The following is a 20,247-nucleotide window of genomic DNA, read 5'->3' on the forward strand; positions in this document are numbered from 1 at the left end:
CTCAGCGCTGGCTTGCAGCCACCCGCTGCGCTTCCTCGACCTCGTGATTGCGAACCGCTTCTTCGGCCTGCCACTCATCCGCCGTCTTGCAGACGCGATCCTTGCCCATGCGCGTTCCGGTCACTTCGAAGGTCTTGCAGATCTTCTTCTGACCCGCGGCCGGCGCCGGCTGAGCAGGAGGGTTAGCCGGGTCAGCGATGAGAAGCGTGGCGGCGGTAAACAGAAGCAACATGAGGAACATCCTTGAGCGCGCCGGCATGCCCGGCTGCTGGGAAGGTGGCTGAACCCCGTGCCAGCGTCAATCGGCCTTGCGAGGGTGCGCCAGGATGCGGATCACCCCGCGAACGGCGCGAATTTCACGAGTGGTCCAGCGCGCCTTGGTGAAGATCGTGCGCAGGGTGTTCTTGGTCACCGGCGTCCGCTCCGGCGGCTTGAAGTAGCCCGCCGCCTCCAACAATTCGCCCAGTTGACCGAGGAAACCGTCGAGTTCCTCGTGCGGAGCGACCGGCTCCAATTCGCGCATCGTCGGCTGGGCGAGCGCCTCCCCCTTGGACCATTCATAAGCGAGGAGGATCACCGCCTGGGCAAGGTTGATGCTGCCGAATTGGGGATTGATCGGGATGGTGACGATTGCGTCGGCTAGCGCCACGTCCTCGGTTTCAAGACCCGAACGTTCCGGCCCGAACAGTATGGCTGAGCGGCCGGCTTCGGAGCGGATCGTCGCGGCCATCTCCTCGGGGCCGACGACCGGGTTCATCAGCTCGCGACGCCGGACGGTGGCCGCGAATACCGTGGAGCAATCGGCGATCGCCTCGGCCGTCGTGGCATAGACGCGGGCCTGTTCGAGCACCACGTCGGCGCCACTGGCGGCCGGTCCGGCCGCAGGATTGGGCCAGCCGTCGCGCGGCGCCACCAGCCGCATTTCCGTCAGCCCGAAGTTGAGCATGGCACGCGCCGCCTTGCCGATATTCTCGCCCAGCTGCGGCCGGACGAGAACGATGACGGGAGGCTCGCTCACAGCAGCTTCGGCGCAGGTGTGGACGGAGCGGGCGCGTCCGGTTCCTCGACCACCTCGCCCGCGATCTCGGCGAAGTCGCTCGCTTCATTGAAGTCCTTGTAGATGCTGGCGAAGCGAATGTAGGCGACGTGATCCAGCGTCTTGAGGCCGTTCATCACCGCTTCGCCAATCTCCTCGGCGCGCACCTCGTCACCGCGGGTCTCCAGCTGGCGCTGGATGCCGCTGACCAGCCGCTCGATGCGGTCAGGCGCAATCTCGCGCTTGCGGCAGGCGAAGCCAATCGCCCGGGCAAGCTTGCTGCGATCGAACGGCTCGCGCTGGCCATTCTTTTTGATCACCGTGACGTCGCGCAGCTGGATGCGCTCGAAGGTGGTGAAGCGCGCGCCGCAGCCTTCGCACTGGCGGCGGCGCCGGATTGCCGCCCCGTCTTCCGACGAGCGGCTGTCCTTCACCTGACTGTCTTCATGGCCGCAAAATGGACAGCGCAAGGATCAGCCCTGGTAAATGGGGAAGCGGGCACACAGGGCGCGGACGCGGACGTTCACTGCCTGCTCGACGGCGCCATTGCCATCCAGCCCGTTAGCCTTCAGCCCGTCGAGGACGTCGGCGACCATGTCGGCGATCTCGCGGAACTCGGCTTCACCAAAGCCGCGCGTGGTGCCGGCGGGCGAGCCGACGCGGATGCCGCTGGTCTTGAGCGGCGGCAGCGGGTCGAACGGAATGCCGTTCTTGTTGCAGGTGATGCCCGCGCGCTCGAGGCTCTCGTCCGCGTCCTTGCCGGTGATGCCGAGCGGGCGAAGGTCGACCAGCGCCAGATGCGTGTCGGTACCGCCCGCCACCAGGTCGGCCCCGCGCTCCTTCAGGCGGCTCGCCAGCGCACGGGCGTTGCGCACGACCGCTTGGGCATAGGTCTTGAAGTCGGGCTGAAGCGCCTCACCGAAAGCCACCGCCTTGGCAGCGATGACGTGCATCAGCGGGCCACCCTGGAGACCGGGGAAGACAGCCGAGTTGATCTTCTTGGCGATCGCCTCATCGTCGGTCAGCACCATGCCGCCACGCGGGCCGCGCAGCGTCTTGTGGGTGGTGGTGGTGACTACATGGGCATGGCCGAAGGGCGAGGGATGTTCGCCCGCCGCGACCAGGCCGGCGAAGTGCGCCATGTCGACCATCAGGTAAGCGCCGACGCTGTCCGCCACTTGGCGGAAGCGGGCGAAGTCGAGGTGGCGCGGATAGGCTGAGCCGCCGGCGATGATCATCTTGGGCTTGTGCTCATCCGCCAGACGCTGAAGCTCGTCGAAGTCGACCAGCTGGTCTTCTAGCCGAACGCCATATTGCACCGCGTTGAACCACTTGCCGGACTGGGCCGGAGGAGCGCCGTGGGTCAGGTGGCCGCCCGCGGCGAGGCTCATTCCGAGAATCGTGTCGCCGGGCTGAAGCAGGGCAAGGAAGACGGCGCCATTGGCCTGCGCGCCCGAGTGCGGCTGCACGTTGGCGAAACCGCAGCCGAACAGCTGCTTGGCCCGGTCGATGGCAAGCTGCTCGACCGCATCGGACGGTGCGCAGCCCTGATAGTAGCGGCGCCCGGGATAGCCTTCCGCATATTTGTTGGTGAATACGGAGCCCTGCGCCTCGAGAACCGCCTTGGAGACAATGTTCTCCGACGCGATCAGCTCAATCTGGGTCTGTTCGCGGGTGAGTTCGGCCGCGATTGCCTCGGCCACCGCGGAGTCCGCGTCGGCAAGCGCACGGGTGAAGAAGCCCTGCGGCTGAACGTCGTTGAGATTGGCGGCGGTGGCCATCAGTCGGTTCCTTGAAGAGCAGGTGAAAGTTGGTCGACGCGGCGCTGGTGGCGCCCGCCGGCAAAGTCGGAGCTGAGGAATTCCTCGACGATCGCGCGCGCCATGTCCGGTCCAACCAGGCGGGCGCCGAGCGCGATAGCGTTGGCGTCATTGTGGCTGCGGGCAAGTCGGGCCGACAGCGGCTCCGAGACCTGGGCACAGCGACAGGCGGGGTTGCGATTGGCGGCAATCGCGATGCCAATCCCCGACCCGCACACCGCGATCCCGCGCTGCGCCCGCCCGTCCGCCAGTGCCTCGGCCAGCGAGGCACCGAAGCGGGGATAATCCACGCTCTCGGGGCTATTGGTACCGAGGTCCAGTACCTCATGACCCTGCTCGCGCAGCCAGGCGGCAAGATCGTCCTTGAGAGCGAATCCGGCGTGGTCGGCGGCGAGGGCGATGCGCATGGGCCCATCTAGCGTTCGCAACCGCGAAATGCCACCGTCGTGGCATGGAAAGACGCATTCCCGCCGCGCCGCTGGTGCTTGGCCTGGCCGGCCTGCTGCCGCCGCTCGCCAGTGCCGCCGCGATCTCCCTCGATCTGGGCGGGTTCGGCTATGTCGCGCGCGAAGCGACGCTGCTCTACGCCGCACTGATCGCCAGCTTCCTTGGAGGGAGCTGGTGGGCCTTCGCGAGCCGCGCCGAACGGCCAAGCTGGTTGCTGATGCTGATCAGCGTGGTGCCCTCGCTCACAGCCTGGGCAATGCTTCTGGCGCTGGACGCGCTGAATGCGGGAACGGGGCTCGCCTTGCTGATCCTGCTGACACCCCTGGTGGATCTGCAGCTTCAGCGCGCGGCACTGGCGGCGCCTTGGTGGCTGCGGCTGCGCGTACCGCTGTCACTGACGCTGGCAGTCGAGCTCCTATTCGTGACCTTCTGCCGGTGAGGCAGGGCAGTTAGGCCGCGACCCATTTCCGCGCCGACTCGCGGCGATGGGGGCATCCGGGCCAGCAGCAGGGGCGCCGCTTGCCGCCGGTGATGTCCTCCTGGAGCCGGGCGAGGCGTTTGGCGCGAGTCTCTGCCGTCTTGGGCGACGTCATCCAGCAGATCCACTCGTTGCGGGCGAGTTCCGTGAGATCGTCCCAACGACCTGCAAGAACCACATCCCGCGCCAGCGCGGCGGCGAGATCGTCCGGTGTTTCATGGCGGAATTCGAGCGAAGCCGGGGCGGTCATCGGCTCGACGGAGATCAAGCGGCGGCGCGAAGCTCGTCGCGCGACCAGATCTCGACCAGCGCGCCAACCAGCTCGTCCTGCTTGGCCTCGTCGTGCCACGGGCCGGGCGTGAAGCGCAGCCGCTCCGTACCGCGCGGAACGGTCGGATAGTTGATCGGCTGAACGTAGAGTCCGTATTCCTGGAGCAGGATGTCGCTGACCCGCTTGGCCTTGATGGGGCAACCGACCAGCAGCGGCACGATGTGCGTCACCGACGGCATGACCGGCAGGCCCGCCTCGGCGAACTTGCGCTTGAGCATGGCGGCGGCGTCCTGCTGCGCCTGGCGTTCGTATTCGGACTGCTTGAGATGGCGGACCGAGGCGAGCGCGCCCGCGACGAGCACCGGGGACAGCGAGGTGGTGAAGATGAAGCCGGGCGCATAGCTGCGGATGCAGTCGACAATATTCTTATCGGCCGCGATGTAGCCGCCCATCACGCCGAATGCCTTGCCCAGAGTGCCTTCGATGATGGTCACCCGGTCGGCGATGGCGTCCCGCTCCGAGATGCCGCCGCCATGCGCGCCGTACATGCCCACGGCGTGAACCTCGTCGAGGTAGGTGATGGCGCCATATTTGTCCGCGAGGTCGCAGAGCGCCTCGATCGGCGCCACATCGCCGTCCATCGAATAGACGCTCTCGAAAGCGATCAGCTTGGGCGTTTCGGGCTCTTCGGCGGCGAGCAGCTCTTCGAGGTGAGCAAGGTCGTTGTGACGGAAGACGCGCTTTTCGCAGCCACTGTTCTTGATGCCCGCGATCATCGAAGCATGGTTGAGCTCGTCCGAGAAGATCACGCAGCCAGGCAGAAGCTTGCCCAGCGTGGAAAGTGCGGCCTCGTTCGAGACATAGCCGCTGGTGAACAGCAGCGCGGCTTCCTTGCTGTGGAGCGAGGCGAGTTCGGCCTCCAGCTCGACATGGTAATGGGTGTTGCCGCCGATGTTGCGGGTGCCGCCGGAGCCGGCGCCAGTGGTGCGGATCGCCTCTTCCATCGCCTCGAGCACGACGGGGTGCTGGCCCATGCCGAGATAGTCGTTGGAGCACCAGACGGTGATCGGCTTGGGGCCGTTGCCGCCAAAGCATTGCGCGTCGGGATAGTTACCCCGCGTGCGCAGGATGTCGATGAAGACCCGGTAACGGCCTTCGACGTGCAGGCGATCGATCGCCGCCTGAAAGATGCGATTGTAATCCAACTGCCGCTCGCCTCGTCTCTCGCGGGCCCCTTAACCCTATAGCGCCTGCTTTGCCAGCCGGGTCAGAGATGATGGATACGGTTTAACCCGTAGGCGGCGAGCGCCTGCGCCAGAATGGGCGAGGGCGACGCGCCGGTGAAGACGGCAATGCCTTCCGGCGGCTGAACGGGCCATTGCTGGCCGTCCGTGAGAAAGGCGATGCGGCGGGCGATCCCGGCGGCGCCGTCCACCTGGACGGCCTGCGGGAGGGCGGCACGAAGTTCATCGGCCAGCAGCGGGAAGTGGGTGCAGGCGAGGACGACCACGTCCATGTCATTGCGATCCGCGAGCGGGCCGACGGCGGCGGTAATGGCAGCGGCATCGACCGGCTGCCCGGCCAGTTTGGTTTCCGCCAGCTGCACGAGCTCGGCCGAGCCGTGGCGAAGCACTTCGCAGTCAGCCGCGAAGCGGGCGGTCAGATCGTCGACATAGGGCTGGCGCACGGTCGCTTCGGTGCCGAGCACGCCGATAACGCGCGTCCTGGACAGCTCGGCGGCGGGCTTGATGGCGGGCACGGTGCCGACAACCGGGATTTCGAGCGCGGCGCGGACGTGGGCCAGCGCGATGGTGGAGGCGGTGTTGCAGGCGATCACCGCCAGCCGCGGGTGATAGCGCTCCACCAGGCGGCCGAGCAGCGCGGGTACCCGAGCGGCTAGTTCAGCCTCCGTCTTCGTCCCATAGGGAAAGCCGGCGCTGTCAGCGGCGTAGACGATGGGTGCTTTGGGTAGCTGGCACCGCGCCTCGGCCAGCACGGACAGGCCGCCGACGCCGGAGTCGAAGAACAGGATGGGGGCGTTCGCGTCCATGAGGCCTGTCATTGCGAGCAGCAGACTGACGAAGCAATCCACTTCTCTTCGGCGCAAGCGGCTCGGAAGAACACTGGATTGCTTCGCCTGCGGCTCGCAACGGCGGGGAGTTGCGGAGCCGATCCGCTGTGCTACCATCCCGCCATGCCCGCCCTTTCCGAGTTCGGCTACTTCGCGTTCTTGGCCTTCCTGATCGGTTATCTGCTGGGCTCCATCCCGTTCGGGCTGGTGCTGACCCGTCTGGCGGGCAAGGGTGACATCCGCGCGGTGGGATCCGGCAATATCGGTGCCACTAACGTGCTACGGACGGGCTCCAAGGGACTTGCGGCGGCGACCCTGCTGCTCGATGCCTTGAAGGGCGCGGCAGCGGTGTGGGTGGCGATGCAATGGCCCGACGGCGCGCGCTTTGCCGCCGCAGGGGCGCTCATCGGGCACCTCTATCCGGTGTGGCTGCGCTTTCGCGGCGGCAAGGGGGTGGCGACCTTACTCGGCGTGCTGATCCCGTTGCTGTGGCAGGCGGCGATCGTATACGCCGTGGTCTGGATCGGGCTGCTGCTGACCGCCCGGATCAGTTCCGTCGCGGGAATGGCCGCGGCGGTCAGTGCGCCGGTGGTGGCGGCGATCATGGGGCGGAGCGAGCTCGTGCCGATGCTCACCGGCTTCGCCCTGCTGGTCATCTGGAAGCATAAGGAAAATCTTGCTCGGCTGCGCGCGGGGACCGAACCTCGCGTCGGACGAGCGTCGCCTTGAGCCGCGCCGCCGACCTCCTCGCCCGGGTCCGGTTGATCAGGACCAACAGCATTGGACCCGTTACTTACCGCCAACTACTGCTGCGGTTCGGCAGTGCAGAAGCGGCGCTGGACGCCTTGCCGGACCTTGCCACGCGCGGCGGCGGCCGACCGCCGGCGGTTTGCGACGTGAGCGTCGCCCAGCGCGAAATCGAGCAGGTGAGCAAGTTGGGCGCCCGTTACCTTGCGATCGGCGAAGGCCTCTATCCCCGCGCGCTGGCCGAAGCGGACGGTGCGCCGCCGCTGCTTATTGCCAAGGGTGACCTTGGCCTGTTCGAGCGGCCGATGATCGCCATCGTCGGCGCGCGCAATGCCAGTGCCGCGGCCAGCCGCTTCGCCCGCCAGCTCGCCTGGGACCTTGGTCGCGAGGACGTGGTGGTTGTGTCCGGACTCGCGCGGGGCATCGACACGGCGGCGCATGACGGAGCGATGGAAACAGGCACCATCGGCTGCGCGGCGGGCGGCATCGACATCTTCTACCCGCCCGAGAACGAGGCACGGCAGCGGCGCATGTTCGAAGTCGGCGTGGTGCTGAGCGAGACTCCACCGGGCTACGAGCCGCGCGCCAGGGACTTCCCGCGGCGCAACCGCATCATTGCCGGCCTCAGCGCCGGCACGGTGGTGGTGGAAGCCGCTCCGCGTTCCGGCTCGCTGATCACCGCCCGAATGGCGGCGGAGATGGGGCGGGAAGTGATGGCGGTGCCAGGCAGCCCGCTCGACCAGCGCGCCCAGGGCTGTAACGGCTTGATCCGCGAGGGTGCGACATTGGTTCAGAATGCGGCAGAGGTGCTGGAGGCCGTGCGACCAGGCGCAGGCGGGCGAGTGCAGTCGCCAACTACGCAGTTTCAGGGGCCGATTCCGGTGGCTGAACCGGCAGCGGATGAAAGGGCGCGCGTGGAGGAACTACTTGGACCTTCGCCGGCACCGATCGATGACCTCGTCCGCATGTCGGGCTTGGCGAGCGGCGCGGTGCAGCTGATCCTGCTGGAATTGGATCTGGCCGGTCGGCTGGATCGCCATGCTGGCGGCCAGGTGAGCCTCAGGACGGGTTGACGACGGCTAGTGCGGCTCTTCACCCTCGTGCGTATGCGTGAGGGGTTTTCCAAGTGAAGCTGGTTGTCGTTGAATCGCCTGCGAAGGCCAAGACCATCGAGAAGTATCTGGGGCCGGGTCACCGGGTGCTCGCATCCTATGGGCACGTGCGCGACCTGCCGCCCAAGGATGGGTCCGTCGATCCGGACCACGACTTCGCAATGGAGTGGGAGACCTACCCCGACAAGGCGAAGCAGCTGAAGGCCATCACGGATGAAGCCAAGAAGGCGTCGGCGCTGATCCTGGCGACCGACCCCGACCGCGAGGGTGAGGCCATCAGCTGGCACGTCCAGGAAGTGCTTCGGAAGCGCAAAGCCCTGCCCGCCGATGTGAAGCGGGTGACGTTCAATGCCATCACCAAGTCGGCGGTGACCGAGGCGATGGGCCGGCCGCGGCAGCTCGATACCGACCTGATCGACGCTTACCGCGCGCGGCGGGCACTCGACTATCTGGTCGGCTTCACCCTCTCCCCAATTCTGTGGCGCAAGCTTCCAGGCGCCAAGAGCGCCGGGCGGGTGCAGTCGGTCGCGCTGCGGCTGATCGTTGACCGTGAGCGCGAGATCGAGCTGTTCAAACCGCAGGAATATTGGAGCATTGCGGCTCAGTTGGAGCAGGACGGGCAGAGCTTCACCGCACGGCTGGTGGGCCTCGACGGCAAGAAGATCGACCGGCTGACGATCGGTGATGAGGGTAGCGCCAACGCCGCCAAGGCCGTGGTCGAAGCCGGCCGGTTCACCGTGCAGTCGGTCGAGACCAAGCCGCTCAGCAAGAACCCGCCGCCGCCCTTCACCACCTCGACCCTGCAGCAGGAGGCCGCGCGCAAGCTGGGCTTCGCCGCGAGCCATACCATGCGAGTGGCGCAGCAGCTCTATGAAGACGGCCTGATCACCTACATGCGGACGGACGGCGTGCAGATGGCCGACGAGGCGATCTCGGCCGCGCGCAAGGCGGTCGCGACCCGCTATGACGCCGGTTACCTGCCCGACAAACCGCGTCATTATGCGACCAAGGCCAAGAACGCGCAGGAAGCGCATGAGGCAATCCGGCCCACTGATTTCAGCCGAGCCAAGGCAGGGAGCGGTGATCACGGCCGGCTGTATGAGCTGGTCTACAACCGTGCGCTGGCAAGCCAGATGGCGAGCGCCCGGCTGGAGCGCACCACCGTGGAACTGGTCGACGGGGCTGGCCGGGCCAGCCTCCGCGCGACAGGGCAGGTGGTGCTCTTCCCCGGCTTCATGGCACTCTATGACGAAGGGCGCGATGACCCGCAGGACGAGGAAGGCGCGCGCATGCCGCACCTTCGTCAAGGCGACGCGCCAGCCAAGCGCGCAGTCGATGCCGTCCAGAGCTTCACCCAGCCGCCGCCGCGCTTTTCCGAGGCGAGCTTGGTCAAGCGGCTGGAGGAGCTGGGGATCGGACGGCCGTCCACTTATGCCGCAACCCTCCAGACGCTGAAGGACCGCGAGTATGTGCGGCTGGAGAAGAACCGCTTCATCCCGGAGGAGAGCGGGCGCCTGGTGACCGCTTTCCTTGAGCGCTTCTTCGAAAAGTACGTCAGCTACGATTATACCGCCGAGCTGGAGGAGGAGCTGGACGACGTCTCGGGCGGTCGGCTCGACTGGGTCAAGCTGCTCGAGGGCTTCTGGAAGGACTTCAAGCCCAAGGCGGGTGAAGTGACCGAACAGAAGCCGTCAGAAGTGACCGCGGCGCTCGACGACTTCCTTGCGCCATGGCTGTTCCCGGACAAGGGTGACGGCTCCGACCCCCGGCTCTGCCCCAATTGCGGCAACGGCCGGCTTGCCTTGCGCGGTGGCAAGTTCGGCGCCTTTGTCGCCTGCTCCAACTATCCCGACTGCAAGTTTACGCGGAAGTTGGGCGAAACCGGCGGCGAAGGCGCGAGCGACGGCCCGCAGGAGCTGGGCGACGGGATTGTCCTCAAGAGCGGACGCTTTGGTCCTTACGTGGAGCAGGGCGACAAGCGCGCGTCGATCCCCAAGGATGTGCCGCTTGCCGACCTGGATCTTGAGTGGGCGAAGAAGCTGCTTAGCCTGCCGCGGGAGATCGGCGCTCATCCCGAGACGGGCGAACCGATCAGTGCGTCGATCGGCCGCTATGGACCTTACCTCGTGCACCAGGGCAAATACGCCAGGCTGGGCAGTACGGCCGAGGTGTTCGAGACCGGCATGAACGCGGCGGTCGCCAAGCTGGCGGATGCGGCCAACGGCGCCGGCAAGGGGCGAGGCGCTTCGCGTGAGCCGCTGGCGGTGCTAGGTGCCCATCCGGAGAGCGCCAAGGAGCTGAAGGTCATGGAAGGCCGCTATGGCCCCTACGTGACCGACGGAACCACTCATGCGACCCTGCCCAAGAGCGCTGATCCGAAGGCGGTAACGCTGGACGAGGCGGTGGCCCTCATCGACGCCAAGGCGGCGAAGGGCCCCGCGAAGGGCAAGGGAAAGAAGAAAGCCCCGGCGAAGAAGGCGGCTCCGAAGAAGGCAGCCGCCAAGAAGAAGGCCTAGGCGCTGCCGCAGGCACGGCAGGACGGATCGGCGGGGAGGCGCATGGTGCGCCATTCGCCGGTCAGGCCGTCGAACAGCTGGAGCTTGCCGGCCGGGTCCTCGCCAACCTGGGCGAGCGCGCGGATGGCGAGCAGGGCGGCAGCATTCCCCATGAGCCCCGTGACCGCGCCGAGCACGCCTTGCTCCGCGCAATTGTCGCAATCGTCCACGTCGAAGGCGTCGCCGACGAAGCAGCGATAACAGGGCTGACCACGGAACAGGCCCAGCTGCCCTTGGAACTGGACAGCGGCGGCGCTGATCAGCGTCAGGCCAAGCCGGACTGTCGCGTCGCTCACCGTCAACCGTGTGGCGAAATTGTCCGTGCCGTCGATAATGAGGTCGTGACCGGCGAGGAGTGTCTCGACATTGTCGGGGACGATCTGCCGTTCCACCGCATCAAGCTGGACGTGCGGGTTGAGGCGCCTGACGAACTGGGCGGCGAGTGCAGCCTTCGGTTCGCCTGCCTCGCGCGTCCGGTAGATGGGCTGCCGATGCAGGTTGGACAGATCGACACTGTCGCCGTCGATGATCGTCAGCCGGCCCACTCCTGCACCCGCCAGCGCCGGGATGACCGCCGTGCCTATCCCGCCGGCGCCGACCACGCACACCGAAGCGGCCTTCAGGCGCTGCTGCCCGGTCCCGCCGAACTGGGGCAGGACGATCTGGCGGGCGTAGCGGGAGAGTTCGTCGTCGCTGAGGCTCATTGGCCGGTGGAGCCGAACCCGCCAGCGCCCCGGTCCGTGGAGTCGAGCTCGGTCACCTCGCGCCAGTGCGCCTGGGTGACCGCAGCCGGCACCAGCTGCGCGATCCGCTCGCCGCGGCGGACCGGGAAGGGCTGGTCGCCGAAGTTGATCATGATGATCTTGAGCTCGCCGCGATAATCGCTGTCGATGGTGCCCGGCGTGTTCGGCACCGACACGCCATGCTTGAGCGCAAGGCCCGAGCGCGGTCGGACCTGGATCTCGTAACCGTCGGGAATAGCAACCTTGAAGCCGGTTGCCACCGCGTGCCGCTGGCCCGGTTGCAGGTCCAGGTCCTCCGCAGCGACCACGTCCATTCCGGCTGCGCCGGGCGTCGCATAAGCGGGCAGGGGCAGCCCCTCCCCATGGGGCAGCCTGACGATTTGGATAGCAATCATGTTTTGCTGAGTACCTCGGCGATGCGGGCGATGAGGCGGGCGGCGACTGCCGACTTGGGCGCTTCGGCCCAATCTTCGGTCCCGGACGCGGTGACCAGGTGAACGTGGTTATGGGTGCCGCCCATGACATCGCCAGACACGTCATTGGCGACGATCCAGTCGGCTCCCTTGGCCTCGCGCTTCGCGGCCGCGTTGGCGAGCAGGTCGTCGGTTTCCGCGGCGAATCCGACCAAAAGGCGTGGCCGATCTGGATGCTTGGCAAGGCTGCGGAGGATGTCGGGATTGGGCAGCAGTCGGATTTCGGGCGCTCCATCACCCTTCTTGAGCTTGGTGGCCGAGGCCGCGACCTTCCAGTCGGCGACGGCGGCAACCAGGATAGCGGCATCGCAAGGTAACGCGGCCTGGACGGCGGCCTGCATCTGGTCGGCGGTTTCGACCTCAATGCGTGCGACGCCGCCCGGAGTGGGGAGGTGGACGGGGCCCGAAACGAGCGTGACCCGTGCCCCTGCCTGAGCAGCGGCGGCCGCAATAGCGAACCCTTGGCGGCCGGAGGAGCGGTTGGCGATGACGCGAACCGGGTCGATGGCTTCGTGGGTGGGACCCGCAGTGACCAGGATATGCTTGCCTCGAAGAGAAGCGCTGGCAGAGGGGATGTGATCCACCCCGCCCATGTGTTCGCCTGGCACGAGTGACGAGGAAGGTGCGAGGTTGAGTTGCGCCAGGATGTCGGTCGGCTCAGGCAGTCGCCCGGGACCATATTCTCCGCATGCCATCTCCCCTTCGGTGGGCTCGATCACCGTTACTGAGCGAGCGCGCAACGTCGCGACGTTGGCGCGGGTGGCTTCGTGCTGCCACATGCGGACGTTCATCGCCGGGGCCACGAACACCGACTTGTCGGTCGCCAGCAGCAAGGTGGTGGCGAGATCGTCGGCGATACCGGCTGCCATTCTGGCGAGCAGGTCGGCGGTCGCCGGGCAGACCAGGATAAGGTCCGCGGCGCGCGACAATTGGATGTGCCCCATCTCCGTCTCGTCCTTGAGGTCCCAGAGCGACGTGTAGACCGGGCTTTCGGCCAGTGCCGCAAGCGTCATCGGAGTGATGAAGTGGCTGCCGCCATCGGTAAGCACCGGCGTGACGCCATGGCCCTGCCGACGGGCAAGGCGGATCAGCTCGGCCGCCTTGAACGCCGCGATGCCGCCGCCGACGATGAGCAGGATGTTCGCCATATCGAGGCGCGGGTTAGCGGGTCGGCGCCCACGCTGTCGAGGGCCGCTGGAAAGTGGGTCAAGCGCACCTTACCTGCCGTGTGCTCCGCCAGAGCAGGAGAAGATACTTGGCCGATACCGACTATACGCCCCCGAAGGTCTGGACGTGGGAGGGGGAGAATGGCGGGCAGTTCGCCAGCATCAACCGGCCCGTTGCTGGTCCGACCCGTGACACGATCCTGCCGGTGGGAGAGCATCCCCTACAGCTTTACTCGCTCGGCACGCCCAACGGCCAGAAGGTCACGATCATGCTGGAGGAGCTGCTCGCCGCCGGGCACAAGCAAGCGGAATATGACGCCTGGCTGATCAACATCATGGAAGGCGATCAGTTCGGAAGCGGTTTCGTCGACATCAATCCCAACAGCAAGATCCCGGCGTTGGTCGACCGCTCTGGGGGCGAGCCCGTGCCGGTGTTCGAGAGTGGGGCGATCCTGATGTACCTGGCCGAGAAGTTCGGCGCCTTCCTTCCAGCCTCAGGGGCGGCACGCGCGCGGACGCTGAGCTGGCTGATGTGGCAGATGGGCTCCGCGCCGTTCCTCGGTGGCGGCTTCGGCCACTTCTTCAGCTATGCGCCGACCAAGATCGAATATGCGATCAACCGCTACGCCATGGAGGCCAAGCGGCAGCTGGACGTGCTCAACCGTCGACTGGCGGAAAGCGAATATGTTGCGGGGCCGGAAATCAGCATCGCCGATTTCGCCATCTGGCCCTGGTATGGCGGAATGGCGCTTGGCCGCACGTACGAGGGTGCGGCGGAGTTCCTGGCGACGCACGAATATGAACATCTCATGCGCTGGGCGAGGCAGCTCGACGCTCGGGAGGGCGTAAGCCGGGGTCGGATCGTCAACGTGACAAGGGGCGACCACCAGCTGCGTGAGCGGCACTCGGCGGCGGATATCGACGCGGTGCTGAACGCCTAGGCCGCGATTGCCGGTCGGTCGTCGTCGTTCGCGAATGGTGAGGAGGTCACGCGTTCGCGGCGGCGGCGGGCGGCAGTCCGAGGCCGCATCGGTCGGGGCCTCAACATCATGAGGAACGGCTTCACCCGCGCGATGGTGGAGGCAACGGCCAGGGCGGCCCCTGCATCCAGGTAGAGCGAAAGCTGCCAGGACAGAGCCATCGCCGCTTCGGCGCCGCCCATCAGGAGAATGATCTCGCCGCCAGCCAGCAGCACGCCGCCCACGATGATCACGAAGATGACCTGCACAGGATGAAGCCTCGCCAGCCGTGCGGCTGGTGCTTCGACCAGCCATCGGTGCAGCTGACGGGCGATCGGCAGATCCGGAAAGACGCGCATGACGATCATCGATCCGATGAGCATCTGGAGCATGTGCGGCCCTCCTTACCGTTCAGCGGAGCGTGGCCCTATGCGTGGTCGGCGCGGCCGCGCAGGATGAAGCGGTCGTCGTCGAAGCCGAGCTGGACCTCGAACTCGCCAGCACCGCTGATCTCCTGGACGCCAAGGCCGAGGTGGTCGTCCTGGTCGCGGTGGAGGTCCGAATAGTCGAAGGTGCCGTGAACCGCGCCGCGGACCTTCGACAGCACGGCTTCGCGCAGCGTGTCGGCGTCGATCCGATCGCCACAGCTGCGAAGCTGGTTCTCCACTTCCGCATGGAAGGCCTTGTGGGCCTTTTCGACCGCCACATCGCGGCCAAGGTCCTCGTCGATGACCAGCGCCACGACGCCGATCCGAGCGCCGGCGGCGGCATTGACGCTCGCCGTGCCGATCTCCTGCGGGACAGGGAGGGTTTGCCCGGCCTCGACATCGTTGGCGAAGGCGCCGCGCACGTCGTGGTGGGCAGGCGTTTCGACGTCGACCTGGTCGCCGCTGATCGAGTAGAAGCTGGTGAACAGGTAGGGCTCGCATCCGCCCGCTTCCGACTGCGCCTCGCAATGCAGGTCGGTGAGGGTGATGGTGACGCGGTCGGCCATGATTGATCCCCTGAAAAGTCGTTGCGCGATTAAGGCTGATTAACCGCCTAGCATGACGCTTGTGAGTCGCAAATCTCCTCTTAGCGGAGGAGCAATACCGCCGCCGCCCCTGCCACGGCCGCAACCAGAGCGATGGCGAAGTCACGCCACTGCGGCTTGGGCAATTCCTTGACCTCGACCTGAGCGGTCGGAAGGTCCGGCGGAGCGCCGCCCGGAGCCGGGAAGTAATGGTCGATGCGGTCGATCAGTGACGGCAGCTTCTTCAGTGCCCTGACCGTTTCGATCAGCCGGTCGGCATAGTAGCTCTCCGGGCCAAGCTCTCCGCGGATCCAGTCGCGCAGGAACGGCTCGGCTGTTTCCCACATGTTGATGTCGGGATCGAGGTAGGTGGCGACGCCTTCCTCCATGACCATCGTCTTCTGCAGCAGCAGGAGGTGCGGCTGGGTCGGCATGTCGAAGTCGCGGGTGATGGTGAACAGGCCTTCGAGCATCCGGCCGACGCTGATGTCCTTTACCGGAAGGCCGCGGATCGGCTCACCAACCGCCCGCAGCGCGGTCGTGAACTCCGCGAGATTGTGGTGGGCGGGGACATATTGCGCTTCGAAGTGGATTTCCGCCACGCGCTGATAATTGCCGGTGATGAGCCCATAGAGGATCTCGGCCAGCCACAGCCGGGCGCGACGGTCGATCCGGCCCATGATGCCAAAGTCGATGGCGCCGATGCGGCCATCCGGAAGGGCGAACAGATTTCCCTGGTGCAGGTCGGCGTGAAAGAAGCCATCGATCACCGCTTGACGCAGGAAGGCGCGGACGAGGGTGGAGGCGAGCTGGTTGAGATCGTGGCCGGCGGCGATCAGATCATCGCGCTTGCTCAGCTTGATACCGTCCAACCATTCCAGCGTCATCACCCTTCGGGCGGTGCGCTTCCAGTCGATATCCGGGACGTAGAAACCCGGCTCGGCAACCATGTTCTGCTTGAGCTCGGAAGCCGAAGCCGCCTCTCGATTCAGGTCGAGTTCGCGCCGGGTCCACTGGCGGAAATGGGCGATGACCATCTGCGGACGCAGCCGCTCGGCCTCGCCGCCCAGGCGCTCGACATGGGCCGCAGCCCATTCATAGGTCTCGAGGGCGCGGGCGAACTCCTCTTCGATGCCGGGGCGAAGCACCTTCACCGCGACTTGCCACCCTTCAATGGTGACCGCCCGGTGCACCTGGGCAATGGAGGCGGCGCCCACCGGCACCTCTTCGATCTCGGCGAACAGGGTTTCGATCGGCGCTTCGAGCGCCTGCTCGATAGCTTTGCGAATCAGCGGAAATGGCGCAGGCGGCAGGGAATCCTGCAGTCGCAGGAGATTGTGAGCGGCCGCTTCGCCGACAAGGTCGGGTCGCGTTGCCAGCGCCTGACCAAGCTTGATGGCTGCGGGGCCGATCGCTTGCAGCGCGGAAGCGTAGTCGGGCTCGGCGGGCTGGCGGAGGCCAAACCGAGCGACCCGCAGCAGGCGGCGAACGCCGGGCGGGGTGAGCGGATCGCGCTCGATACCCTGGAGGGCGCCGTAGCGCGCAAGCGTCCGGCCCCAGCGAAGCAGCCGGGAAAGGTGCGTAACGGCGCTGGTCACACCTTCCAGCCCGACCAGATGCAGACCAGTCCGCCCATCAGCGTCTCGACCTTCGCCTGCTGGAGGCCGGCTTGCGTGATCATCGCCCGGAAGGCGTCCGGCTTCGGAAAACGGCGGATGCTTTCGACGAGGTAGCGATAGCTTTCCTCGTCGTCCGCCACCGCCTTGCCAATGCGCGGTATCATCTTCTCGGCCCACAGCTCATAGGCCTGGCCGAAGCCCGGCCACTCGCTGGTCGAGAATTCCAGGACGAACAGGCGTCCCCCGAACTTCAGGACGCGGTGGGCTTCGCGCAGTGCCTTGGGGATGTCCGTCACATTCCGGATGCCGAAGGCGATGGTGTAGGCATCGAAGCTGCGGTCGGCGAACGTCAGCGTTTCGGCATTCTGCTGCGACCAGGACAGGCCCTCGATACGCCGCTGCTCCGCTCGCTCCATGCCGACGCCAAGCATGTCCGCGTTGATGTCGGAGACCGTCACCAGCGCGCCGCGCTTGGCCATTCGAAAGGCGATGTCGCCCGTTCCGCCCGCCATGTCGAGAATCTGCTCGCCTGCCTGCGGCTTCACACGATTGACGAAGCGGTCCTTCCAGAGGCGGTGCGTGCCAGCGCTCATCAGATCGTTCATGACGTCGTAGCGGCGGGCGACCGAGGAGAAGACGTGGCCCACGCGGCGGGTCTTCTCTTCCGGGGTGACGAGCTGGTCGCCGAAGTTGACGGTGTCGGACATGCCGGCGCTCTAGCGGGGACCGGGGGAGCGCGCCATATGGCCTTGCATGCCAGAGCTTCCCGAAGTCGAGACCACCGTTCGCGGGCTGGCGCGCGTGCTGCAGGGGCGGCGGCTGACCCGGGTCGAGCCGAGGCGGCCGGACCTGCGCCGGGCATTCCCCGAGGACCTCGGGCAGCGGCTGACGGGCGCGCGGGTGACGAGCCTGCGGCGCCGGGCGAAATATGGCCTGATCGACACGGACCGGGGCGACACGCTGATCTTTCACCTCGGGATGAGCGGGCGGTGGCGAATCGATCCAAGCGAGATCGACAAGCACGACCACCTGCTGGTCGAGACGGAGGAGGGGCGGCGGCTCGCGCTCAACGATCCGCGCCGGTTCGGGAGCGTCGATCTGCTGCCAACCGCTGAGCTCGCCTCCTTTGCCGGTTTCGAGGAAATGGGGCCGGAGCCATTCGACCTCACCGCCGAGGAACTGCGCGACCGGCTCGCGGGGCGGACTGCCGCGATCAAGCTGCTGTTGCTCGACCAACGGATCGTGGCGGGGCTTGGCAACATTTACGTGTGCGAGGCACTGCACCGGGCGGGGATCAACCCGAACCGGGCTGGCGGCAAGGTCAGCCTCGACCGGCTGCGGCGGCTGGTTCCGGCGATCGACGCCGTGCTGGACGAGGCGATCGCCGCCGGTGGCTCAACCCTTCGCGATTATGCCCAGCCTGACGGAGAGCTTGGCTATTTCTCCAAGAGCTTCGCCGTCTACGACCGGGCCGGAGAGCAGTGTGGGTGCGGCGGCGAGGTGAAGCGGTTCGCGCAGGGCGGCCGATCGACCTGGTACTGCCCGCGATGCCAGCGCTGACTTGAGCGGCGGGGCCCGTTACTTCGGTGGTGCGCGGTTGACCCGAATCCGACGCTCGTATAGAGGGCCAGCCACGCCGGTGCGGACCACAGGTCTTCGCGCCGCTTTTCTTTTGCAAGCTTAGGGATTTGACGACCTCATGGCGAACACGCCGCAAGCCAAGAAGCGCATCCGTCGCAACGATCGCCGTGCGACGATCAACCACAGCCGCGTCAGCCGCATCCGGACCTTCATCAAGGCCGTCGAGTCGGCGCTGACCACCGGTGACCAGGCGGCAGCTTCCGCGGCACTCAAGGCGGCTCAGCCGGAGATCGCGCGCGGCGTTGCGCGCGGTGTTATCCACAAGAACACGGCAGCGCGGAAGTTCTCGCGCCTGACCAAGAGGGTTGCCGCGCTGAGCTAAGACGCGCTCTCAACCTGTGCCATTTCGTGACGGCCGCTGGACCCAGTCCAGCGGCCGTTTTCGTTTCGCCTAAAAAACGTAATGATTTCCGCGATTCGGAGTCAGCTTTAACCTGAAGGTTCGCTTTAAGTGGCCGAATTCTCACGTTAATTCGCGTTACCGAGGGGGAGTGGCTGTCAAGCCGCTTTATTTCACTCCCGTGAAAAATCGCGCTTGCCGGAGCAGGCGGACACTTCCAAAACCTCCGGCTCCGGCAGTGATTCCACTGGGGGGATACACTCAAGGGCACAGGATGGGTGCGCGACTCGGGTCGCGCGCAATCGACCATCTGTGTGTGGAATACTGGGCGTCGAGGGAGGCAAATAAGCAGTGCAGCAGGGTCGGTCGTCATTGACGCAGGATGAAGGAAGTGACGGTCTGGCGCCGCCGCTGGTCGCCGCGTGGGAGACGATTCGAGTTGGTCTGCGTCGCGATTGCGGTGCCCGCACGTTCGATGGCTGGCTCAAACCGGCGGAACTTGGGGCGTTCGACCCGGATACCGGTTCGCTCGACCTCATCATGCCGTCGCAATTCATGGCCGACTGGGTCAGCAGTCACTTCCGTGAACGGCTCCAGCTCGCCTGGCGCACGACCCTGCCGATCGTGCGGGACGTCCAGATCGTCGCCTGCGAGGGCGGTCCGCGCCCTGCGCCGCTCCTGATCCTTGAAGAAGAGCCGGCCCCGGCGCCGGTCCCGGCATCGGTCCACCCGCGCCCGAACTTCGACCCCCGCTACAGCTTCGCAAGCTTCATCATCGGCAAGGCCAATGAGGTCGCCGCCACGGCCGCCAAGACCTTGGCGGAGGCGGATAGCGTCACCTTCAATCCGCTGTTCATCCATGGCGGCACGGGGCGCGGCAAGACCCACCTGCTGCACGCCATCGGTCAGCGCTTCCTCGAGCTCCGGCCCGGCGCGCTGGTGGTGTCGATGTCAGCCGAGAAATTCATGGTCGAGTTCGTCCGCGCCATTCGCGAGAATGACACGATCGGCTTCAAGCATCGCCTGCGCTCGGCCGACCTCCTCCTCATCGACGACGTTCAGTTCATCGCCGGCAAGGAGTCGACGCAGGAAGAATTCTTCCACACGATGAACGAGATCATCACTGCCGGGCGCCGGCTGGTGATCACTTCCGACCGGGCACCGCAGGACCTCGACGGCATCGCGCCGCGCATCCTTTCCCGGTTGAGCTGGGGCCTGGTCGCCGATGTCAATCAGGCGGATTTCGAACTTCGCTACAACATCATTCTGGCGAAGCTGGCCATGCTGCCCGGCGTGACCATGGCAGCCGACGTGGTGCAGTTCCTGGCCAAGCGCCTGACCGCTTCCATCCGTGAGCTCGAGGGCGCGCTCAACCGCATTGCCGCTTATGCGATGATGACGGGGCGCACGATCGACGTGCCGTTCGTGGAGGAAGTGCTGGCGAATGTCCTGCGCGCCAACCAGCGGCGGATCAGCATTGACGAGATCCAGACCCAGGTCGCGGAGCATTATCGCATCCGCAAGGCCGAGATGACTTCCGCCCGCCGCGCCCGCGAAGTCGCCCGGCCGCGGCAGGTCGCCATGTATCTGTCGAAGCAGCTGACCCCCAAGTCGCTGCCCGACATCGGCCGTCGCTTTGGCGGGCGGGACCACACGACGGTGATCCACGCCGTTCGCCAGATCGAGAAGCTGCGCGCGCTCGATCCGGAGATCGACGCCGCAATTCGGCTGCTCACGCGGCAGCTGGAGGGCTGAGG

The 20,247-nt window shown here is 66.4% G+C and carries 23 protein-coding genes; 8 read left to right on the forward strand and 15 right to left on the reverse strand.

Going from position 1 to position 20,247, the window contains the following annotated elements:
• Position 1 precedes the first annotated feature (1 nt).
• The 5 genes from M8312_RS02545 to rpiB all read right to left on the reverse strand — a co-directional run bounded on the left by M8312_RS02545 (position 2) and on the right by rpiB (position 3,263).
• Complete coding sequence (locus M8312_RS02545) at positions 2–232, reverse strand: hypothetical protein (protein WP_250118823.1); 231 nt, start codon at positions 230–232, stop codon at positions 2–4.
• A 66-nt stretch (positions 233–298) separates the two neighbouring features.
• Positions 299–1,018 (reverse strand): RNA methyltransferase, encoded by a 720-nt coding sequence (locus M8312_RS02550; RefSeq protein ID WP_250118824.1) that lies wholly within the window; start codon positions 1,016–1,018, stop codon positions 299–301.
• Positions 1,015–1,506 (reverse strand): transcriptional regulator NrdR, encoded by a 492-nt coding sequence (gene nrdR / locus M8312_RS02555; protein WP_250118825.1) that lies wholly within the window; start codon positions 1,504–1,506, stop codon positions 1,015–1,017. Before nrdR ends, M8312_RS02550 begins: the two co-directional genes overlap by 4 nt.
• A gap of 3 nt (positions 1,507–1,509) precedes the next feature.
• On the reverse strand, positions 1,510–2,817 hold the full coding sequence (gene glyA / locus M8312_RS02560; protein WP_250118826.1) for a serine hydroxymethyltransferase: 1,308 nt from the start codon (positions 2,815–2,817) through the stop codon (positions 1,510–1,512).
• Positions 2,817–3,263 carry a ribose 5-phosphate isomerase B gene (gene rpiB / locus M8312_RS02565; protein WP_250118827.1) on the reverse strand — a complete coding sequence of 149 codons (447 nt, stop codon included), beginning with the start codon at positions 3,261–3,263 and terminating at the stop codon, positions 2,817–2,819. The genes glyA and rpiB overlap by 1 nt, the downstream gene beginning before the upstream one ends.
• Before the next feature lie 44 nt (positions 3,264–3,307).
• On the opposite strand from rpiB, the gene M8312_RS02570 reads away from it, so the two are divergent.
• On the forward strand, positions 3,308–3,742 hold the full coding sequence (locus tag M8312_RS02570; protein WP_250118828.1) for a DUF3429 domain-containing protein: 435 nt from the start codon (positions 3,308–3,310) through the stop codon (positions 3,740–3,742).
• 10 nt (positions 3,743–3,752) lie between these two features.
• On the opposite strand, the gene M8312_RS02575 is transcribed toward M8312_RS02570, so the two are convergent.
• From M8312_RS02575 to murI, 3 genes are all read right to left on the reverse strand, one after another.
• Positions 3,753–4,031, reverse strand: a complete 279-nt coding sequence (locus M8312_RS02575) for a YdeI/OmpD-associated family protein (RefSeq protein WP_250118829.1) — start codon at positions 4,029–4,031, stop codon at positions 3,753–3,755.
• Positions 4,032–4,045: 14 nt separating this feature from the next.
• Positions 4,046–5,257, reverse strand: coding sequence for a 5-aminolevulinate synthase (gene hemA, locus M8312_RS02580; RefSeq protein ID WP_250118830.1), 1,212 nt, complete (start codon positions 5,255–5,257; stop codon positions 4,046–4,048).
• A gap of 62 nt (positions 5,258–5,319) precedes the next feature.
• Positions 5,320–6,102, reverse strand: coding sequence for a glutamate racemase (murI, locus tag M8312_RS02585; RefSeq protein WP_250118831.1), 783 nt, complete (start codon positions 6,100–6,102; stop codon positions 5,320–5,322).
• Positions 6,103–6,246: 144 nt separating this feature from the next.
• Here murI and plsY point away from each other — a divergent pair, with 144 nt between their 5' ends.
• The 3 genes from plsY to topA are packed head-to-tail and all read left to right on the forward strand — an operon-like array spanning position 6,247 to position 10,498.
• Positions 6,247–6,852 (forward strand): glycerol-3-phosphate 1-O-acyltransferase PlsY, encoded by a 606-nt coding sequence (gene plsY, locus M8312_RS02590; protein ID WP_250118832.1) that lies wholly within the window; start codon positions 6,247–6,249, stop codon positions 6,850–6,852.
• The gene (dprA, locus tag M8312_RS02595) at positions 6,849–7,943 is read left to right on the forward strand and encodes a DNA-processing protein DprA (RefSeq protein ID WP_250118833.1); all 1,095 of its coding nucleotides are present in this window, start codon (positions 6,849–6,851) and stop codon (positions 7,941–7,943) included. The genes plsY and dprA overlap by 4 nt, the downstream gene beginning before the upstream one ends.
• 53 nt (positions 7,944–7,996) lie before the next feature.
• Positions 7,997–10,498 (forward strand): type I DNA topoisomerase, encoded by a 2,502-nt coding sequence (topA, locus tag M8312_RS02600; RefSeq protein WP_250118834.1) that lies wholly within the window; start codon positions 7,997–7,999, stop codon positions 10,496–10,498.
• Here the strand turns inward: topA and M8312_RS02605 are convergent.
• From M8312_RS02605 to coaBC, 3 genes are read right to left on the reverse strand one after another with little or no spacing between them, the layout of a single operon-like run.
• Positions 10,495–11,241 carry a HesA/MoeB/ThiF family protein gene (locus M8312_RS02605; RefSeq protein WP_250118835.1) on the reverse strand — a complete coding sequence of 249 codons (747 nt, stop codon included), beginning with the start codon at positions 11,239–11,241 and terminating at the stop codon, positions 10,495–10,497. The genes topA and M8312_RS02605 overlap by 4 nt on opposite strands.
• Positions 11,238–11,675: a dUTP diphosphatase gene (gene dut / locus M8312_RS02610; RefSeq protein WP_250118836.1), complete on the reverse strand. Its 438-nt coding sequence runs from the start codon at positions 11,673–11,675 to the stop codon at positions 11,238–11,240. Before dut ends, M8312_RS02605 begins: the two co-directional genes overlap by 4 nt.
• The gene (coaBC, locus tag M8312_RS02615) at positions 11,672–12,901 is read right to left on the reverse strand and encodes a bifunctional phosphopantothenoylcysteine decarboxylase/phosphopantothenate--cysteine ligase CoaBC (protein ID WP_250118837.1); all 1,230 of its coding nucleotides are present in this window, start codon (positions 12,899–12,901) and stop codon (positions 11,672–11,674) included. The genes dut and coaBC overlap by 4 nt, the downstream gene beginning before the upstream one ends.
• 107 nt (positions 12,902–13,008) lie before the next feature.
• On the opposite strand from coaBC, the gene yghU reads away from it, so the two are divergent.
• Positions 13,009–13,860 carry a glutathione-dependent disulfide-bond oxidoreductase gene (gene yghU, locus M8312_RS02620; RefSeq protein ID WP_250118838.1) on the forward strand — a complete coding sequence of 284 codons (852 nt, stop codon included), beginning with the start codon at positions 13,009–13,011 and terminating at the stop codon, positions 13,858–13,860.
• Here the strand turns inward: yghU and M8312_RS02625 are convergent.
• The 4 genes from M8312_RS02625 to M8312_RS02640 form a co-directional block, all read right to left on the reverse strand.
• Positions 13,857–14,270 carry a hypothetical protein gene (locus tag M8312_RS02625; RefSeq protein ID WP_250118839.1) on the reverse strand — a complete coding sequence of 138 codons (414 nt, stop codon included), beginning with the start codon at positions 14,268–14,270 and terminating at the stop codon, positions 13,857–13,859. The genes yghU and M8312_RS02625 overlap by 4 nt on opposite strands.
• Positions 14,271–14,305: 35 nt before the next feature.
• A complete protein-coding gene (locus M8312_RS02630) occupies positions 14,306–14,872 on the reverse strand; it encodes a hypothetical protein (protein ID WP_250118840.1) in 567 nt (188 codons plus the stop codon).
• 80 nt (positions 14,873–14,952) lie between these two features.
• Complete coding sequence (gene ubiB / locus M8312_RS02635) at positions 14,953–16,488, reverse strand: 2-polyprenylphenol 6-hydroxylase (protein ID WP_250118841.1); 1,536 nt, start codon at positions 16,486–16,488, stop codon at positions 14,953–14,955.
• Positions 16,485–17,216, reverse strand: coding sequence for a class I SAM-dependent methyltransferase (locus M8312_RS02640; RefSeq protein ID WP_250118842.1), 732 nt, complete (start codon positions 17,214–17,216; stop codon positions 16,485–16,487). Before M8312_RS02640 ends, ubiB begins: the two co-directional genes overlap by 4 nt.
• Positions 17,217–17,262: 46 nt before the next feature.
• Between M8312_RS02640 and mutM the strand changes: the two genes are divergently transcribed.
• The 3 genes from mutM to dnaA all read left to right on the forward strand — a co-directional run bounded on the left by mutM (position 17,263) and on the right by dnaA (position 20,245).
• Positions 17,263–18,069 (forward strand): bifunctional DNA-formamidopyrimidine glycosylase/DNA-(apurinic or apyrimidinic site) lyase, encoded by an 807-nt coding sequence (mutM, locus tag M8312_RS02645; RefSeq protein ID WP_250118843.1) that lies wholly within the window; start codon positions 17,263–17,265, stop codon positions 18,067–18,069.
• A 139-nt stretch (positions 18,070–18,208) separates the two neighbouring features.
• Positions 18,209–18,472: a 30S ribosomal protein S20 gene (gene rpsT, locus M8312_RS02650; protein WP_250118844.1), complete on the forward strand. Its 264-nt coding sequence runs from the start codon at positions 18,209–18,211 to the stop codon at positions 18,470–18,472.
• Between the two features lie 390 nt (positions 18,473–18,862).
• Positions 18,863–20,245 carry a chromosomal replication initiator protein DnaA gene (gene dnaA, locus M8312_RS02655; protein WP_250118845.1) on the forward strand — a complete coding sequence of 461 codons (1,383 nt, stop codon included), beginning with the start codon at positions 18,863–18,865 and terminating at the stop codon, positions 20,243–20,245.
• Positions 20,246–20,247 lie beyond the last annotated feature (2 nt).

Source organism: Sphingomonas sp. KRR8, from assembly GCF_023559245.1.
In the GTDB taxonomy this organism is placed as follows: Bacteria; Pseudomonadota; Alphaproteobacteria; order Sphingomonadales; family Sphingomonadaceae; genus Sphingomicrobium.

Bases quoted from the DNA above. Each gene is read 5' to 3' on its own strand.
- M8312_RS02545 (WP_250118823.1), bottom strand. From the start codon at position 232: ATGTTGCTTCTGTTTACCGCCGCCACGCTTCTCATCGCTGACCCGGCT.
- glyA (WP_250118826.1), bottom strand. From the start codon at position 2,817: ATGGCCACCGCCGCCAATCTCAACGACGTTCAGCCGCAGGGCTTCTTC.
- rpiB (WP_250118827.1), bottom strand. From the start codon at position 3,263: ATGCGCATCGCCCTCGCCGCCGACCACGCCGGATTCGCTCTCAAGGAC.
- M8312_RS02570 (WP_250118828.1), top strand. From the start codon at position 3,308: ATGGAAAGACGCATTCCCGCCGCGCCGCTGGTGCTTGGCCTGGCCGGC.
- M8312_RS02575 (WP_250118829.1), bottom strand. From the start codon at position 4,031: ATGACCGCCCCGGCTTCGCTCGAATTCCGCCATGAAACACCGGACGAT.
- murI (WP_250118831.1), bottom strand. From the start codon at position 6,102: ATGGACGCGAACGCCCCCATCCTGTTCTTCGACTCCGGCGTCGGCGGC.
- plsY (WP_250118832.1), top strand. From the start codon at position 6,247: ATGCCCGCCCTTTCCGAGTTCGGCTACTTCGCGTTCTTGGCCTTCCTG.
- M8312_RS02605 (WP_250118835.1), bottom strand. From the start codon at position 11,241: ATGAGCCTCAGCGACGACGAACTCTCCCGCTACGCCCGCCAGATCGTC.
- dut (WP_250118836.1), bottom strand. From the start codon at position 11,675: ATGATTGCTATCCAAATCGTCAGGCTGCCCCATGGGGAGGGGCTGCCC.
- coaBC (WP_250118837.1), bottom strand. From the start codon at position 12,901: ATGGCGAACATCCTGCTCATCGTCGGCGGCGGCATCGCGGCGTTCAAG.
- M8312_RS02625 (WP_250118839.1), bottom strand. From the start codon at position 14,270: ATGCTCCAGATGCTCATCGGATCGATGATCGTCATGCGCGTCTTTCCG.
- M8312_RS02630 (WP_250118840.1), bottom strand. From the start codon at position 14,872: ATGGCCGACCGCGTCACCATCACCCTCACCGACCTGCATTGCGAGGCG.
- M8312_RS02640 (WP_250118842.1), bottom strand. From the start codon at position 17,216: ATGTCCGACACCGTCAACTTCGGCGACCAGCTCGTCACCCCGGAAGAG.
- mutM (WP_250118843.1), top strand. From the start codon at position 17,263: ATGCCAGAGCTTCCCGAAGTCGAGACCACCGTTCGCGGGCTGGCGCGC.
- rpsT (WP_250118844.1), top strand. From the start codon at position 18,209: ATGGCGAACACGCCGCAAGCCAAGAAGCGCATCCGTCGCAACGATCGC.